The 16,407-nt window shown below is 47.1% G+C and carries 13 protein-coding genes and 1 pseudogene; 2 read left to right on the forward strand and 12 right to left on the reverse strand.

Annotated elements, in window-relative coordinates; genetic code table 11:
- Positions 1-2: 2 nt before the first annotated feature.
- From C2757_RS08925 to def, 5 genes are read right to left on the reverse strand one after another with little or no spacing between them, the layout of a single operon-like run.
- Complete coding sequence (locus C2757_RS08925) at positions 3-2,291, reverse strand: ATP-binding protein (protein ID WP_215374555.1); 2,289 nt, start codon at positions 2,289-2,291, stop codon at positions 3-5.
- Positions 2,288-2,869: a DUF4390 domain-containing protein gene (locus tag C2757_RS08930; protein WP_215374558.1), complete on the reverse strand. Its 582-nt coding sequence runs from the start codon at positions 2,867-2,869 to the stop codon at positions 2,288-2,290. The genes C2757_RS08925 and C2757_RS08930 overlap by 4 nt, the downstream gene beginning before the upstream one ends.
- Positions 2,866-4,197, reverse strand: a complete 1,332-nt coding sequence (gene rsmB, locus C2757_RS08935) for a 16S rRNA (cytosine(967)-C(5))-methyltransferase RsmB (RefSeq protein WP_251366748.1) — start codon at positions 4,195-4,197, stop codon at positions 2,866-2,868. Before rsmB ends, C2757_RS08930 begins: the two co-directional genes overlap by 4 nt.
- The gene (gene fmt / locus C2757_RS08940) at positions 4,182-5,180 is read right to left on the reverse strand and encodes a methionyl-tRNA formyltransferase (protein WP_215374561.1); all 999 of its coding nucleotides are present in this window, start codon (positions 5,178-5,180) and stop codon (positions 4,182-4,184) included. The genes rsmB and fmt overlap by 16 nt, the downstream gene beginning before the upstream one ends.
- Positions 5,181-5,187: 7 nt before the next feature.
- Complete coding sequence (def, locus tag C2757_RS08945) at positions 5,188-5,703, reverse strand: peptide deformylase (RefSeq protein ID WP_215374563.1); 516 nt, start codon at positions 5,701-5,703, stop codon at positions 5,188-5,190.
- Positions 5,704-5,771: 68 nt separating this feature from the next.
- Here def and dprA point away from each other — a divergent pair, with 68 nt between their 5' ends.
- Both dprA and C2757_RS08955 read left to right on the forward strand, forming a co-directional pair.
- Positions 5,772-6,449 (forward strand): DNA-processing protein DprA, encoded by a 678-nt coding sequence (gene dprA / locus C2757_RS08950; RefSeq protein ID WP_251366749.1) that lies wholly within the window; start codon positions 5,772-5,774, stop codon positions 6,447-6,449.
- A 221-nt stretch (positions 6,450-6,670) separates the two neighbouring features.
- A complete protein-coding gene (locus C2757_RS08955) occupies positions 6,671-9,334 on the forward strand; it encodes a DNA topoisomerase III (RefSeq protein ID WP_251366750.1) in 2,664 nt (887 codons plus the stop codon).
- 59 nt (positions 9,335-9,393) lie between these two features.
- Here C2757_RS08955 and mnmC read toward each other — a convergent pair.
- The 7 genes and pseudogenes from mnmC to rpmH all read right to left on the reverse strand — a co-directional run.
- Positions 9,394-10,395, reverse strand: a pseudogene (gene mnmC / locus C2757_RS09030) (FAD-dependent 5-carboxymethylaminomethyl-2-thiouridine(34) oxidoreductase MnmC); the annotation flags it as partial.
- A gap of 47 nt (positions 10,396-10,442) precedes the next feature.
- Entirely contained in the window at positions 10,443-12,308 is a 1,866-nt protein-coding gene (locus C2757_RS08960) for a phosphoenolpyruvate carboxykinase (GTP) (RefSeq protein ID WP_215374566.1), read from the reverse strand.
- Between the two features lie 92 nt (positions 12,309-12,400).
- Positions 12,401-13,759, reverse strand: a complete 1,359-nt coding sequence (gene mnmE / locus C2757_RS08965) for a tRNA uridine-5-carboxymethylaminomethyl(34) synthesis GTPase MnmE (protein WP_251366751.1) — start codon at positions 13,757-13,759, stop codon at positions 12,401-12,403.
- Positions 13,760-13,799: 40 nt separating this feature from the next.
- On the reverse strand, positions 13,800-15,473 hold the full coding sequence (gene yidC / locus C2757_RS08970; protein WP_215374568.1) for a membrane protein insertase YidC: 1,674 nt from the start codon (positions 15,471-15,473) through the stop codon (positions 13,800-13,802).
- Positions 15,474-15,488: 15 nt separating this feature from the next.
- Positions 15,489-15,722: a membrane protein insertion efficiency factor YidD gene (yidD, locus tag C2757_RS08975; protein ID WP_215374570.1), complete on the reverse strand. Its 234-nt coding sequence runs from the start codon at positions 15,720-15,722 to the stop codon at positions 15,489-15,491.
- A gap of 1 nt (position 15,723) precedes the next feature.
- Positions 15,724-16,041 carry a ribonuclease P protein component gene (rnpA, locus tag C2757_RS08980; protein WP_251366752.1) on the reverse strand — a complete coding sequence of 106 codons (318 nt, stop codon included), beginning with the start codon at positions 16,039-16,041 and terminating at the stop codon, positions 15,724-15,726.
- Positions 16,042-16,049: 8 nt separating this feature from the next.
- The gene (gene rpmH / locus C2757_RS08985) at positions 16,050-16,184 is read right to left on the reverse strand and encodes a 50S ribosomal protein L34 (protein WP_011903922.1); all 135 of its coding nucleotides are present in this window, start codon (positions 16,182-16,184) and stop codon (positions 16,050-16,052) included.
- Between the last annotated feature and the right edge of the window lie 223 nt (positions 16,185-16,407).

Below are 16,407 nucleotides of genomic sequence, written 5' to 3' on the forward strand. Positions count from 1 at the left end.
TCTTAGGCCGCCTCTTTTGCTAGATTCATAAACAATATTGACACTTGTGCACCTACCACTTCTGTTCCCCGCATACGATTGCGTATTTCAATTTTGGCAGAGTGGTCGTCAATGATTTTTTTAACAACCGCCAAACCTAATCCAGTACCTTTAGTCTTCGTTGTGACGTAGGGTTCAAATGCTCTTGCCAATATCTTAGCCGTAAATCCAACTCCAGAATCACTTATTGTTAAACGCACTGCTTTTTGCTCTATGCCATTGTGCTCCCCATAAGGAACCAACTCGGTTTTTACCTCAACTGGCTCTCCAGGATGGGACCCCTCGAGCGTGGCATCTTGTGCATTTTGCAAAAGATTATGAATAACCTGTCTTAATTGAGTTGGGTCTCCCATGATGTCAGGACAATGTGCATCTAACTGCGTGCGCAGAGGGCTGCCCTCATAGAGACCTAAAATTTCTGTAGTGAGCGCATTGATAGAAACCGGCCTTAATTGTGGGGTTGGTGTTTTCGCAAAATCCCTAAAGTCATTCACCATTTCTTTCATGGCCTGCACCTGACCAATGATGGTTTCGGTGCTGCGGTTCATCATTTCTTCCTGCTCAGGACTTAACTTACCAGCCAACTTATGCTGAAGCCGCTCAGCTGATAGCTGAATCGGTGTAAGCGGATTTTTAATCTCATGCGCCAAACGTCTAGCAACTTCGCTCCAAGCTATTGAGCGCTGTGCACTCACCACATCGGTAATGTCATCAAATACGACCATCCGCAACTCAGATGTCAGCTCAGTGCCCCTCACGAATAAAGTAACCCCAAGCTCGTTTTCAAATTCATTCGTAGTGTGCAGCTGAATTTGTTTTTGCCAAACGGGGACTTTTTGGTGGCTGATTTGTGTAGTGTCCTGAGTCTCTCCACTTGTAACCGCTAACTTCATTGTTGCAAAGCCCTCTTTGACGGCTTCCTCAAACTCCATCAAGCCAGCACAACTACTTAAGGGCTTACCATCTAAATAAGTCAGGTCTTGTCCAAAAATGCGGTCGGCGCCAGCATTACTCGACACCACATTGTATTTTTTATCAAAGATACAAACCCCTGCAGTCAAACTACCCAGCACTTTTTCCAAGAACGCCTTTGATTCTTGCAAAGAGCTACGGGTATCAGCGAGCTGTCTTGTCATGACGTTGAATTGGCGCGTGAGCATTCCTAGCTCATCCCCCGTATCCAACTCGGGTTTAGGTGACAAATCACCCTGGGCAACTGCTTGTGTTCCTTTTAACAACATCAGAAGTGGGCGCGCCAGCTGGCGGCCCAATAGCAGCGCTAAAGTAATTGCAACAAACACTGCAAAAAATAGTGTGAGCGTCAAAGTACCCACAAACATTTTGCGTAAACCCGTGCGCCCCAAAGACTTCTCTTGGTACTCGCTATAAGCAGACTCCACTGCAAAAATATTCTTCGCCAATGGAACTGGAATATAGCGGACCAATTGCAAAAAATATTTATCTTCCGCGTCTTTGTTAGAGTCAAATTTACCTTGAGCGGATTTTTTGCGCACGATCGGCACAATCGCCCTCACTCGATAGCCGCGCTGCCCCCCTTGCAGCTCAATTGGATCTAAAAAAGTAATGCCCTTCTTTTTAAATGCCTCTGCTACCACGTCTGGAGTAGGGGGTGGCACGTAATTTTTAAGCTTTGTTTCACTAGTTAAGATTACGTTACGCTGCATATTAAAGAGGCTAACCTCTTGAATGCCAAACTGATTGCGAGTCTTCATCACCATTGCACCGACTTGTTCCGCGCTGGTGCCGGAGGGAACCTGGGTGATTTGCTCAGCAATAAAGTTTCCTTCAGCCAAAATCTCTTCTTGGGCAACCTGTAAAGTTACACGCCCTAACTCGAGGCCAGAGTTCAGTGCTGACTCAATCTTGACGTCAAACCAAGTTTCAATACTCTTGGAGACGAACTGAAGAGAAACGCCATACAAAATTAAGCCCGGCACGATGCCTACTAAGGCAAAAATCATGGCTAGCTTTGCTATTAAGCGCGTTCCAAAGTGACCCCGATACCAGCGAACTGCAATAACTGCAGCCAGGATCACAATGACGAGGATGAGACAAGCCCCAATGATCATATTGGCTGCATAGAGCCAAATGTAGTAGTTATCAAAAAATTCTGTATTAGAAGATGCGATCGATAACAGCACTAAAAGCAATAGAGCAAATATACCAATGACCCCAATTGCAATTGAGGTTGCCCTCTTGCGCAAAAGCTTTAAGGTAAATGGGGGCTTCATTGCTTAACGATGTTGGGGCCAGTTGGCGAAAAGGGGAAACGCAGCCATTCGCTGGAAACATTCCAATCACGATTATTCAACGCATTCACCTGGAAAGGCTTCGGCAACTTGCTCAAGTCAAGAGTCATGCGTAAGCCAGCCGTATAAGACTTGCTTGTATCTAATTGATTGTTATCTATTACTCGCCAACCACCAATAATTCCAACCGCTTGCAAGGCCTCAGCAATGGTTTTTGCTGAAAAGGTAAAACCTTCGGATGAAATTCGGTATTGCTGAGTAATAGGCTGATAAGACAAGCGGGTCTGTCTTTGAGCAAGGGCCGACTTCTCTTCAAACCAGTACCAACGCGAGCGCGTTAACTCAAACTCCGTTTGAAAATACAAGACCACACCCTTTTTAACTGCGTCTTCTAGTCCCGGTGAAAGCTCAATCTGAAGAGCGGCATTCAAAAGCCAATCATTCTCAACTCTCTCTAACTCAAGAGATTTAATTTTGATTCCCTCTGCGCTAGCGCTGCCTGCAAAAACACTGAGCGCCATCAAGCATAGAAAGATGAATTGTTTAATTCTTTGGCTCATTGCCCATTTTTCTTAAACAAAGCATAGAAGAAACCATCGCTAATATTCGTTGGCAGAATCTGTCCTGGAGCGCTTAATCGTACAGCATTGCTGTGCTCGGCAGCAAACCAATTGGCCTGCGCCTCTCCCTCTTCCGGAAATACCGAACAAGTGACATAAAGCAGCAAACCTTCGGGCTTGAGCATTTTCCATGCCTGCTCCAAAATCCCGCGCTGCTTTTCCTGCAGAGCCCGAATATCTGCCTCGCGCCTTAAAAATGGAATGTCTGGATGCCTTGCAACAATGCCTGAAGCAGAACAAGGCGCATCGAGCAAAATTTTGTCGAAAAGTGCCCCATCCCACCAAGCCGTTTTTGAGGCATCGCCTCGAACTACTTTTATTTTTGGAGAATTTAAGCGCAAGCGGTCTAGATTGCCCCCAATTTTGCCAAGACGCTCACCATCGAGCTCTAGAGCCACCATCTCACAATCGGCTAGCTCAAGCAAATGCGCCGTTTTTCCACCAGGCGCAGCACAGGCGTCTAACACTCGGTCCGTTGACTGTGGATTAAGTAAACCCGCTGCAATTTGGGCGCCAGCGTCTTGAACTGATACTGCGCCACCATAAAAACCAGGCAACTCTGAAACAGGTACGGGGTTTGGCAACAGAAGCGCTGATGACAAATTGACTCCCGCAACGGAATCAATTGGACTTGCTAAGATTCCAGCCTCATTCAATAGTGCCTGATATTGCTCTCGGGAATATTGTCTTTGATTTACGCGCAATATCAATGGTGCACGTTTTGCCTGAGTGAATAAAATCGATTGCCAAGACTTCGAATAATTGCGCTTTAAATTAGCCCGCCACCAAGGGGGAACGAACATGGGGATAGGGTCGGGAGGGTAGCGCCTTTCCCCTGCTGGCGGCTCCACCAATAGGCCAACCTTGCGTAGGACCGCATTCACCAAGCCCTTGGCATACATGGTTTGATCGTATTCACCACAAGCTCTCACTGCTTGATCAACAATGGTGTGGGCCGCATATCCTTTGCCTTCAGCGTTCTCGTTTAAAAACAGCGCAATCGCAACGCTCAATAAATGCTCTACCTCTGGTGGTGGCGTCTTCGGTATAAATTGTTTAATCAACTCGTGTGAGCGCACCCATTTACGCAAGGCATCAAAGCTAAGGCTCTGCACTATGGGCCGCTCATGAGGCTCAAGCTCATCCAATACCTCAGTAAGCGATCGGCCAGTCATTACCTCGCCAATAGCCTGCGCAGCAATAGTCATTGCTTCAGATAGAGGTAGCGATGTTTTGTTATCAGCCAAACTATTTAGACTTTTCTGCAAAAGAAAATTTGGCCATCTGGGCTGTGCAGTGTTTGCAAACACGTTTTTGCACTGGTTTTTTTGCCGCCTGGTTTTTGCATTTCCAATGCCTCTAAAACGCCTTCACCACACTGAATGTAGGCACCTTCGTCGCCAAAGCCCAAAACAGCTCCTGGAACCGCAGCCTTAGTGAGATCAAAGGCCCTAGGAATGCGGGAGTTCCAAAATTTCATTGTCGTATCGCCGGCATGGCTAGTAGCGCCAGGAAAGGGATTGAAGGCACGGATACGACGATCAATTTCGACAGCACTCAAACTCCAATCGATCTCTGCTTCACTCTTGAGTATTTTTTCGGCATAGGTAACTCCTTCAATTTCTTGAGGGGTGCATATTACATTTTCGCCGGCTTCCAAATGATTCAGCACAGCAACAATCGATCTTGCTCCCAATGTGGCTAAACGATCGTGCAAGGTGCTGCTGTTTTCATCGGGAGAAATTTCTAGGGCATTTATGAGCACGGTATCGCCGGTATCCAGCCCAGCATCCATTTGCATAATGCACACCCCCGTTTTGCTATCGCCAGATTCAATTGCTCGCTGAATAGGCGCTGCACCGCGCCAACGGGGCAATAAAGATGCATGAATATTAAAGCTTCCATGTCTGCCAACGCCATGGGCAATATCTAAGATTTCCTGCGGCAAGATCAAGCCATAAGCAACTACAACCATGGCGTCAAAATCTATTTTTAATAGCTCTTGATATGCTGCTTGTGCCTGCGCTTGTTTTTCTGGATCAGCGCTGTTGCGCTTTAGTGTTTCTGGCTGAAGCACAGGAATAGCATGCTCTAGCGCAAATTCTTTAACCGGGCTAGCTTGCAGGTGCATACCCCTACCAGCACGGCGGTCCGGCTGAGTCAAGGCTAAGACGATTTCATGACCTGCAGCATGAATTGCACGCATTGCTTGTGCAGCAAACTCGGGAGTTCCAGCAAAGACAATTTTCATTGGGCGCTTAGCGCTGACCTACTAATTCTTTTGCGCGCTTTTTCATCTTTAATGAAATTCGATTTCTCTTCAGAATCGATAAGTACTCGACGAATACTTTTCCTTGCAGGTGATCTAACTCGTGTTGTATACACACAGCCAATAGCCCATCCGCTTCAAGTTCAAACTCTTTACCATCTATGCCTATAGCCTTAACTCGAACTTGAGCTGGCCTTTCAACCTCATCGTAATACTCGGGCACTGACAGGCAGCCCTCACGCCAAGATTTTTTCTCTGAACTTGACCAAACAATTTCGGGGTTAATAAAAACCATTAACTCATTTTGATCATCAGACACGTCGATCACCACGATTCGCTCATGAATATCTACTTGGGTCGCAGCTAAGCCGACGCCAGGGGCTTCATACATTGTCTCGGCCATATCAGCGACAATTTTTTTGATGCGAGCATCTACCTGCGCAACGGGTTTTGCAACCTTATGTAAGCGTGGGTCTGGATAACAAAGGACATTTAACAAGGCCATATAGGAATTATCCAACAGAGCAATCAGTCTGTCCCAATTGCACCCATTGAACCAAGGCTGAAAATCATATGATGCGCACAAATCTGGCACCAAACTCTCGTTTCCGAATTGACCGTAGGGACAAATGCTACCCGCTACGCCTGACTGATTTATGTGACCCGCCACAACACCTCTATATTGATGGGGATCGTGATTTACTCAAAATGCCCATGGTTGCGGTCGTTGGATCTCGCAATGCCAGCCCGGAAGGCTTGGGCAACGCGAGGTATTTTGCCCAAGCGCTTTCCCATGCAGGGCTATTAGTTATCTCCGGCCTTGCAAGAGGGATCGATGGTGCGGCACATCATGCAACCCTTAGCCTGGGACCCAATCACTGCACCATGGCCGTCTGTGGGACGGGGGTTGACGTCATTTACCCCCGCGAACATCTCCGTTTGGCTAGAACCATCGCAAAGCAAGGCCTTTTGCTCTCCGAATTGCCGCCCGGAACGCCGCCTAGAGCGTTCCACTTTCCAAAGCGGAACCGCATCATTGCTGCACTCTCGCTTGGGGTTATCGTGATTGAGGCGGCAGAACGTTCTGGCTCCTTAATTACTGCCCGCCTGGCAGCAGAGCTAGGACGGGAGGTTTTTGCCGTCCCGGGATCTATTTGGGGCCCCCATTCGGTTGGGTGCAATCTGCTGATTCAGCAAGGGGCAAAGCTCATAAAAACCCCCAAAGATGTGCTGGAAGAGCTTATTTTTTAAGAGAATTGTCCTAAAACCCTATATATACAGGCGGTTTTGGTTAATCTTTGCCTGATAAATAGTAGCTTTTATGGTGAAAAAACAGGCTTTTTGGACTTTTCCCAATTTATCGGTTAATAATAAAAAAGGAGTAAGCAATCGACCAAAGCCTGATTTGGTTTAAATTGCTCATCTTTTTTCCTATTAAAAACATCATTTCAGGCTCAAATTTAGGCAAACGCGTGGCTAAAGCATCTACCAAAAGCAGCTCCAAGACCTCTTCCGTGGATCACCCGAAAGCACTCATCATTGCCGAAAAACCATCGGTAGCAAATGACATTGCCAAGGCCTTGGGCGGCTTTACCAAACACGAGGACTATTTTGAGAGCGAGAACTTTGTGATCTCCTCTGCTGTTGGCCACCTATTAGAGATTGCAGCTCCCGAAGAGTATGACGTAAAGCGAGGCAAATGGTCATTTGCTAATTTGCCGGTTGTGCCGCCTTATTTTGATTTGCGCCCCATTGCTAAAACTGAATCACGTCTTAAGGTTTTACAAAAACTCATTAAGCGTAAAGACATCAATTCTCTAATTAACGCGTGTGACGCGGGACGCGAAGGCGAGCTTATTTTCCGCTTGATCGCACAGCATGCAAAAGCATCCCAGACGATTCAGCGCTTGTGGCTTCAGTCTATGACGCCGGCTGCGATACGTGATGGCTTCGCAAGTTTGCGCTCCGATGAAGACATGCAACCGTTGGCTGACGCAGCGCGCTGTCGCTCTGAAGCAGACTGGCTGGTGGGCATTAACGGTACTCGTGCAATGACTGCTTTTAATAGCAAGAGCGGGGGCTTCTTTTTAACTACTGTTGGGCGCGTTCAAACACCTACACTCTCGATCGTAGTTGAGCGCGAAGAGCTGATTCGTAAGTTCGTTTCTAAAGACTACTGGGAAGTCAAAGCTGAATTTATTGCGGCGGGTGGCGTTTATGAAGGCCGCTGGTTTGATCCTAAATTCAAGAAAGATGTTACTGAACCCGATGCACGCGAGAATCGCCTTTGGAGCGAAGCTGCTGCACAAAGTATTGTTGCTGCTTGCCGCGATAAAAAAGCGGCTGTCACCGAAGAGGCCAAACCTGCAACACAGCTTGCCCCTCAGCTATTTGACCTTACCAGTTTGCAGCGGGAGGCAAATGCGCGCTTTGGTTTTTCTGCAAAAAATACACTTGGTATTGCACAGGCGCTTTATGAGCGTCACAAGGTTTTAACCTATCCCCGTACGGATGCAAAAGCACTGCCAGAGGACTACCTGGACACCGTCAAGCAAACCATGGAAATCTTGGCAGAGAACTCACAAGACTATCGTGCATTTGCAAAACAAATCTTGCAGGGCGACCCTAAAGATCCCAAAGCAAAAGGGGGGTATGGTTGGATTAAGCCAAATAAACGCATCTTTGATAACTCAAAGATTTCTGATCACTTTGCGATCATTCCAACCCTAGAAACGCCTAAGAACTTAAGCGAGCCTGAAGCAAAGTTGTACGACCTAGTAGTTCGTCGCTTCTTGGCAGTCTTTTACCCTGCTGCTGAGTTCCGCGTCACCACCCGCATTACTGAAGTCTCTGGTCATCACTTCAAAACCGAAGGTCGTGTCTTGGTTAATCCAGGCTGGCTCACTGTGTATGGCAAATCAAATCAGGCTGATGATGAGCTTGTGCCCGTTCAAGAGGGTGAATCGGTACAAACAGATTCAATAGCGGCTGTCCCCTTAAAGACCAAGCCTCCTGCGCGCTACACCGAAGCAACCTTATTGTCTGCAATGGAAAGCGCTGGCAAATGGGTTGATGATGATGAGATGCGCGAAGCCATGGCAGAAAAGGGTTTAGGTACACCAGCCACTCGAGCCGCGATCATCGAAGGTTTGCTTGCTGAAAAATATATCGTGCGTGAAGCGCGTGAACTCATCCCAACCGCAAAGGCGTTTCAGTTAATGACTTTGTTGCGCGGGCTCGATGTTGAAGAATTAACACGACCAAATTTGACTGGTAACTGGGAAAACAAGCTCTCGCTCATTGAGCAGGGCAAGATGAATCGCGACACCTTTATGCAAGAAATTGCGCAGATGACTCAGCGCATTGTGAAACGCGCCAAAGAATACGACAGCGACACCATTCCGGGCGATTACGCCACCATGAGCACGCCTTGTCCTCATTGCAAGGGCCCCGTTAAAGAAAACTATCGCCGCTTTGCTTGTGAGAAGTGTGGATTCACTATCAGTAAAACTCCCGGTGGACGTGCCTTTGAATATCCTGAGGTTGAAGAATTGCTGCGCGAGAAAACCATTGGACCCTTGCAGGGATTCCGTAGCAAAATGGGGCGCCCATTTGCAGCCATTATCAAATTAAGTGAAATCCCAGAGGATGATGCAGACTATCCAAATGCAGGTTTCAAACTAGAGTTTGACTTTGGCAATACTCAAGATGAAGAAACTGAGGCCGTAGATTTCACCGGTCGCCAAGCTTTAGGAGTTTGCCCAAAATGTTCTGGCGCAGTCTATGAAGATGGCATGCGCTATGTTTGTGAGAACAATACCGGCCCAAGTAAAACCTGCGATTTCAAAACAGGCAAAGTGGTTTTACAACAAGAAATTGCAGTCGAGCAGGTTCAAAAATTACTTAAAGAAGGTAAAACTGACTTGTTGACCAACTTCAAATCCAATAGAACAGGTCGTGGATTTAAGGCCTATTTAGCCCTGGGTGCAGATGGCAAAATTGGTTTCGAGTTTGAGGCTAAGGCTCCAGGTGCAGCTAAGGCTCCCGCAAAGAAACGGGCGGGCGCTAGCGCTGCCACTAAGTCAGCCGCAAAACCCAAGCGCGCCAGTAAAGCAAAGTCATCCTCTAGTAGCTGAGCGGTAATCAGCTTGGCTGCTAAGGCTGACCACAAGATTCCTCTGGATCCTAAAGCAGTCGCCAAGAAAATTCCTGGGCGCTGAGTAAGCGTGCCAATCATCGGCAAGCGATCACCGGCAACGCAGCGTACACCGACAAAATCTCCGGCCTTACTGAGATCCTGAGGATTACCATCGAGATAATCAACTAGGCCTTGAGCTTGCTCGCGATTAAAATCATCGCTAGCGCCTCTGGGTATAAGGTCATCCTCGCCTTCATCAAAACTAGAGCCAACCATCCAGGCATAACTGCCGTCTTCAAGTCGCTCAGCGGGTAGGCAATAGCCATCGCCTGATATCCCAACTCGAGGCAATTTACTAATCCAGGGACTGCTTTCTGTAATTGAAAAAATGCTGAGTTGACCTCGAACGGGTTTCAGCGGCAGACGAATACCAATGGTATTCATTAGGTCCTTACATCCCATTGCATTTGCTACCACCACCTTGTCGGCAGAAAGAATGGTTTTATTGGCATCATTGAACAACTGCCACTTTTCGTCAATCTGCTCTAGTCTTGCGACACGCGTATTCCAAATGCAGGTTAAGCGCTCTTGGGAACGCAATAGGGCATTGCTTGCCTCCAATAAATTAAGCGAGGCTCCCCGAGAAATCCATACTCCACTTTGTTTAATGCCGCATATTTGCTCTGCTTCATCAACGTCAAGTGCAATCGCGATATCGTCTTTTAAGTCGAGGGCGGCCAAATGTGCAGAGACTTCTGCGCGATTAAATTCTCTATCTTTTTTTGTGGGCTGAAAAATACCATGTACCCGCCAATCCTTGCCCCACCTGGCCTCGGCCAATAAAAACGCTAAGCGCGTTAGGCGCAATAAACGGGGGGAGCCTTTTCCAATATGAGGATGCGCAATCGCATAGGCATGACTTGAACAAGCGGTGGCTGGGGAGTTCGCAAGATCAATAACGCAGACAGATTTGCCACGCTCTAGCAATTCACTTGCAATGCTTGCACCACAAATGCCCGCCCCAATCACCACGATTTCATGGTGTTGGGGTTTGGTCATTTATCTAGTCTGGGTAAAGCGTAAATGGTGACTATGTGCTTTAGAGATTAAGCGTTTAAGCGCTGTTCGATCTTTGCTCGAGTCTCTTTCAACTCTTTGGGCAATCGCTCACCTAGGTGATCGAACAACTCTGTATGCAATTTCAGCTCATTTTTCCAGTCGTCAACTGCAACAGTGATTGCTTTAGCGAATTTCTCAGTAGAGTAATCAAGGCCGCCCCAATGCATATCGCTATATTCGGGAGTAATGCCAAACGGGGTTTCCTTGCCTTTTGCTTTGCCTTCGGCGCGCTCCAAAATCCAAGAGAGGACGCGCATATTTTCACCAAAGCCTGGCCAAACAAACTTGCCATTTTCATCTTTGCGGAACCAGTTGACGCAGTAGATCTTCGGCAATACAGCACCTTCGGCCTCTAGCTTCTTGCCAATATTGAGCCAATGCTGGAAGTAATCGCTCATGTTGTAACCAGCGAATGCGATCATTGCAAATGGATCACGTCTGACAACGCCGATTTGGCCGGTGATCGCTGCAGTAGTTTCTGACCCAAGAGTGGCCGCCATATAAACGCCCTCCACCCAATCCCGCGCTTCGCTCACCAAAGGAACAGTATTGGAGCGGCGACCGCCAAATAAGAATGCATCGATTGGAACGCCCTCTGGATCATCCCACTTTGGATCAACTGCCGGGTTATTGGTTGCAGCAACCGTAAAGCGAGAATTTGGGTGGGCAGCCTTACGACCAGCAGCCCCATCAGCTGGCGTCCAGTCTTTGCCTTGCCAATCAATCAAATGTGCAGGTGGAGTTTCTGTCAAACCCTCCCACCAAACATCACCATCATCAGTCAAGCCCACGTTGGTGAAAATCACGTCTTGATTTAGAGAGTCAATGCAGTTCTGATTGGTTTGACGGTTTGTGCCAGGAGCAACGCCAAAGTAACCGGACTCTGGATTAATTGCAAATAAACGGGTCTTGCCAGTGACTGGGTCTTTGCGCGGTTTGATCCATGCAATGTCATCACCAATGGTGGTGACTTTCCAACCATCAAATCCCTTGGGCGGAATCATCATGGAGAAGTTGGTCTTGCCGCAAGCGGAAGGGAACGCGGCCGCAATGTGATACTTCTTGCCTTCAGGTGAGGTCACGCCCAAAATCAACATATGTTCTGCTAGCCAGCCTTGCTCACGGCCCATATTGGAGGCGATGCGTAGAGCAAAACATTTTTTACCCAGCAATGCGTTGCCACCATAACCAGATCCAAACGACCAAATCTCACGTGTTTCTGGGAAGTGCACAATGTATTTATTCTTATTATTCGGCCATGCCACGTCTTTTTCACCAGCAGCCAAAGGTTTGCCAACCGTATGAATACAAGGCACAAACTCGCCATTCGTACCCAATTGGTCGATCACAGCCCTACCCATGCGGGTCATTAGGCGCATATTGATTGCAACATAAGGGCTATCAGATAGTTCAACACCGATATGAGCAATTGGTGAGCCAATGGGGCCCATTGAGAATGGCACTACATACATTGTTCTACCGCGCATGCAGCCATCAAACAGCGGGTTTAATGTTGCGCGCATTTCGCCTGGCTCCACCCAGTTATTGGTTGGGCCGGCATCTTCTTTTTTTGCTGAACAAATAAAGGTGCGGTCTTCGACACGAGCCACATCTTCTGGGTCGGAAAGGGCTAAAAATGAGTTTTTACGTTTAGCTGGGTTTAGGCGCTTAAATACACCCGCCTTTACCAACAATTCACAAAGTTCGTCGTATTCAGCTTGGGAGCCGTCGCACCAATGAATGGCATCTGGCTTGGTAAGGGCAGCAACTTCAGCAACCCAATCTACTAGGCGCTCGTTTTTTACATAAGCAGGCGCATTAACGTTTACTTGGCCGCTGGTGGCTGTGGTCATATGGTTTTCCTAGGAAGATTTAATTTTTATGATCCGGTGATTTTAACATTTTGGTCATATTTGGTGTGTAGACCCAGCACAGAGAAAACCCTCTATTTGCCAATACAAAATTGGCTAAAGATTTTCCCCAAAAGATCGTCCGGAAGGAGCTTTCCAGTGATTTGCCCTAGGTGATTTTGAGCTAAAAATAGCTCTTCTGCGAATAATTCAAGCGAATTGTTGCCATTTGCCGCGAATTGTTCTGATTGCGCAATATGCTCAGAGGCTCTCTCCAGGCAATCTAAATGCCTTCTGCGCGCCACAATGGCGCCTTCTTGGGAGCCGTTCCAACCCACGATTTCTAGCACTTTTTGTTTCAGAACCTCAATACCTTCACCAGTCTTGGCAGAAATCAAAATCGCGCCATTTGGCGGATCAGCGCGATTGGGCGCAATCAGATCTGTCTTGTTAATGACCTCTAAAACTGGGCATTTTGAGGGAATCTGCTCAAGAATGCGTTGCTTTAGGCCGTCTTCACCAGAGTTGGGGTCGGTTAAGAAAATTACCAGATCAGCCATGCGAATGGAATCCCAAGATCTTTCAATCCCCATCGCCTCAACTACATCCGCGGTTTCACGTAAGCCAGCGGTATCAATGACGTGCATCGGGACGCCCTCAATACTGACACTTTCTTTAACGCGATCACGGGTGGTGCCCGCAACCGGCGTTACGATAGCCACCTCTTCACCCGCTAGCCTATTGAGTAAAGAACTCTTTCCCACATTCGGCGCTCCAGCTAATACAAGCTGAATACCATCGCGCAAAATTTTTCCTTGCTTAGCGCCATCGCGCAAAGATTGGAGTTTTGTTTTTACCGCCAAGAGTCGGTGGCGTGCTTGCGCATTTTCTAAAAACTCAATCTCCTCCTCAGGAAAGTCTAAGGTTGACTCTACCAAGATGCGTAGTTGAGTAATTTCTTCTATCAAATCATTAATGTCTTCGGAGAATGCGCCCTGCAGGGAGCGAGCAGCCCCTCGAACAGCAGCTTCACTTTGCGCGTCGATCAAATCGGCAATGGCCTCGGCCTGTGCCAAATCAATCTTGTTGTTGAGATATGCACGCAGAGTAAATTCACCGGGCTCCGCAATCACCAAGCCCTCGTTTTTTCCCAATTCGAGGCAGCGCTTCATCACCAACTCAAGGAGCTGGGGACCGCCATGGCATTGAAGTTCTAAAACATCCTCACCGGTAAATGATGCTGGGGCGACAAAATAAATCGCAATCAGTTGATCAATGGTTTGTCCGCCTGCATCACGCAGAGCAAGCAATGTTGCTTGGCGCGGAAACAGCGCCTTCTGAAAAAGTGCATTTGCAATGTTTTGTAGGTTTTGCCCGCTAATACGAACAATGCCCACACCGGCCCTGCCCGGAGCGGTGGCTACTGCAATGATGGGCAGCTTTCTGGTCATCATTGCAGTATGTCTTCCATTCAATACTTATGCCATCAACAAACTACTTGGCTTCTTTTTTTCCAAACATTTGGTTGATTTGCCACTGCTGCGCAATCGATAGAAGGTTATTGGTAACCCAATACAAAACCAAGCCGGCCGGGAAGAAGAAGAACATGATCGAAAACACGATAGGCATGTACATCATCACCTTTGCCTGAATAGGATCTGGCGGGGTTGGGTTCAGTTTGGTTTGTACAAACATCGACACCGCCATGATCACAGGCAAGATGTAATAAGGGTCTGGGATCGACAGATCTTGAATCCACAAAATCCAAGGTGCGCCGCGCATCTCTACTGAAGATAGCAATACCCAATACAAAGAAATAAACACAGGAATCTGAATCACCACAGGTAAACAACCACCCAGAGGATTGATCTTCTCTTTGCGATACATCTCCATCATGGCTTGATTGAGTTTTTGTGGCTCGCCCTTGTATTGCTCCTTCATGGCCGCTAAGCGAGGCTGCACTTCTTTCATGCGGGCCATCGATTTATAACTTGCAGCGGAGAGCGGGAAAAATGCCAACTTAATTAAAACCGTTAGCAGAATGATTGACCAACCCCAATTACCAACATAAGCATGTATTTTTTCTAACAACCAAAAAATTGGTTTTGCCAGAATGGTTAGGTAGCCATAGTCTTTGAGCAATTCGAAGCCTGGGGCAATCTTTTCTAAAACACTTTCTTCTTGTGGGCCAACAAACAATTGGGCTTTTTCTACGACAGTAGAACCTTGAGCTACAACACCAAGTGGTGTTTGCATACCAATGCGATAGAGGCCGTTATCAATTTTTCCTGCGTAAATATCGCGTGCAAACTTATCGCCTGGAATCCATGCGCTGGCGAAGTAATGTTGCACCATCGCAATCCACGCTGGGGTTCCTGCTGGAGCCTCTGTTGGAATAGTAATTTTATTTTTATCAATGGCCGTAAATTCCAGCTTATTGAATTTTTCTTTATCGGTATAAGCAGCCGGGCCAGTAAAAGTACTAGCAGAGAAAGCGCCACCAAATGGTCCAATTTTTTGCTCTTGGCTAGGATCGCGAACGATTTCTGTGTACAGCACTAATGGAGCATTGTTGGCGCTGGACTGCGTCACGCGATGGCCAACATCAACAACATAGCTACCTGGGTTGAGAATAAATGTTTTCTCAAGCTTTACTCCATTACGCTCACTCATTAGGGTGAGAAATGGTCTGCCTGCGCTATCCTTACCGGACTGAACTAATTTAAAAGTACTGGTGTGGTTTGGAAGATCATTATTGTTTAAGGTGATTAAGCCCGAACGCGCGAAATATTTATGATTGGCCGTGTACTGAAACAATTCAACAGGCTTCTTCTCGGCTGTGAGATGTTTCAACAATTTGGCATCAATCACATTGCCACCATTGGCGCTAACTTCTAACACCAATACATCGTTTTGCAATACAAACTTTTCAGAGCTCTCGATAGCTGGTGCGCTTACTGCAGGAGTAGGGGCGACCGCAGGCGCACCTGAAATTTGTGCAGGGACATCGACCTTATTGCCAACAACTGCTTTATCTGATGCGGCTGGTACGCTTGCTGGTGCACCCCCAAAAAAGGATGGCTTACCTTCATGGACCTGCCAATTGTTGTAGAGCATGAGACCCGACATCGAGAATACTGCCCAAAGAATTGTTTTTTTAAAGTCCATGTGTGTTTACTTAAGTTATTGAGATGTTTGTTTTACAGCAGGATCATAACCGCCTCGTGACAACGGGTTGCAACGCAAAATGCGCCACAACATGAGGCGGATGCTTTTAAGAAATCCGTAATGATTAAAGCAGTCGCAAGCATATTGCGAGCAGCTCGGCACATACTTGCAATGCATACCCACATAAGGGCTAAGAGCAAGTTGATACATTTTGACTAGCTTAATTGCCGCCTTATTCAAGGTGCGCACTTTAAATTAACCCAGACATTTGAGAGCGCAAAAGTTCTTTTTCTTTTTTTCTAAGCCTGCCGCGGGTTTCCCGCCCAATGGGCTTTTTAAGCTTTACAACGACGTCCTTATTGAGTGCGCTGGCCTGTGCAGCCCGAACCAGCTCTCGAATCATGCGCTTAAGACGATTTCGATCAACAGCTCTTTTTGCTAATTTTTTGGCCACCGCAACACCGAGCTCAGGTCTGCCATCCGCTTGAATGGGCGCAACATACATACCCCAATACAAACTTGTCTTAGGGCGTGTTTTTAATAACTCAGAAATCCTTGCGCTGTTCAATGACTAAATTAAACAGCCAAACGTTTGCGGCCTTTTGCACGACGAGCATTTAATACAGCACGTCCACTCTTGGTTTTCATGCGAATACGAAAGCCGTGGGTGCGCTTACGACGTGTTACTGATGGTTGGTAAGTTCTTTTCATGATAGATCCTGGGGAAAACCGATTATTTTCCTTGTTGCCGGGCAAAAGGTCAATCTATCCCGAGGAATATATAGGTATTTTTCTCTATTTTTGTGTGGTTTTTATCTAAACCACTAATTTAAAAGCGTTTTTTACTTTTATACACAAGTTATCCACAGGTTTTCCACGATTTTCTGACTTGTGGATAACTTTGCAGCGTCGGTACAATGGATCCTCTAAAAAT

The sequence above is a fragment of the Polynucleobacter sp. MWH-Svant-W18 genome, from assembly GCF_018687495.1.
Taxonomy (GTDB): domain Bacteria; phylum Pseudomonadota; class Gammaproteobacteria; order Burkholderiales; family Burkholderiaceae; genus Polynucleobacter.

Excerpts from the sequence above, each read along its gene's own strand:
- yidC (WP_215374568.1), bottom strand. The coding sequence starts at position 15,473 with ATGGACTTTAAAAAAACAATTCTTTGGGCAGTATTCTCGATGTCGGGT.
- rpmH (WP_011903922.1), bottom strand. The coding sequence starts at position 16,184 with ATGAAAAGAACTTACCAACCATCAGTAACACGTCGTAAGCGCACCCAC.
- dprA (WP_251366749.1), top strand. The coding sequence starts at position 5,772 with ATGATGCGCACAAATCTGGCACCAAACTCTCGTTTCCGAATTGACCGT.
- C2757_RS08960 (WP_215374566.1), bottom strand. The coding sequence starts at position 12,308 with ATGACCACAGCCACCAGCGGCCAAGTAAACGTTAATGCGCCTGCTTAT.
- C2757_RS08930 (WP_215374558.1), bottom strand. The coding sequence starts at position 2,869 with ATGAGCCAAAGAATTAAACAATTCATCTTTCTATGCTTGATGGCGCTC.
- C2757_RS08925 (WP_215374555.1), bottom strand. The coding sequence starts at position 2,291 with ATGAAGCCCCCATTTACCTTAAAGCTTTTGCGCAAGAGGGCAACCTCA.
- fmt (WP_215374561.1), bottom strand. The coding sequence starts at position 5,180 with ATGAAAATTGTCTTTGCTGGAACTCCCGAGTTTGCTGCACAAGCAATG.
- def (WP_215374563.1), bottom strand. The coding sequence starts at position 5,703 with ATGGCCTTGTTAAATGTCCTTTGTTATCCAGACCCACGCTTACATAAG.
- mnmE (WP_251366751.1), bottom strand. The coding sequence starts at position 13,759 with ATGATGACCAGAAAGCTGCCCATCATTGCAGTAGCCACCGCTCCGGGC.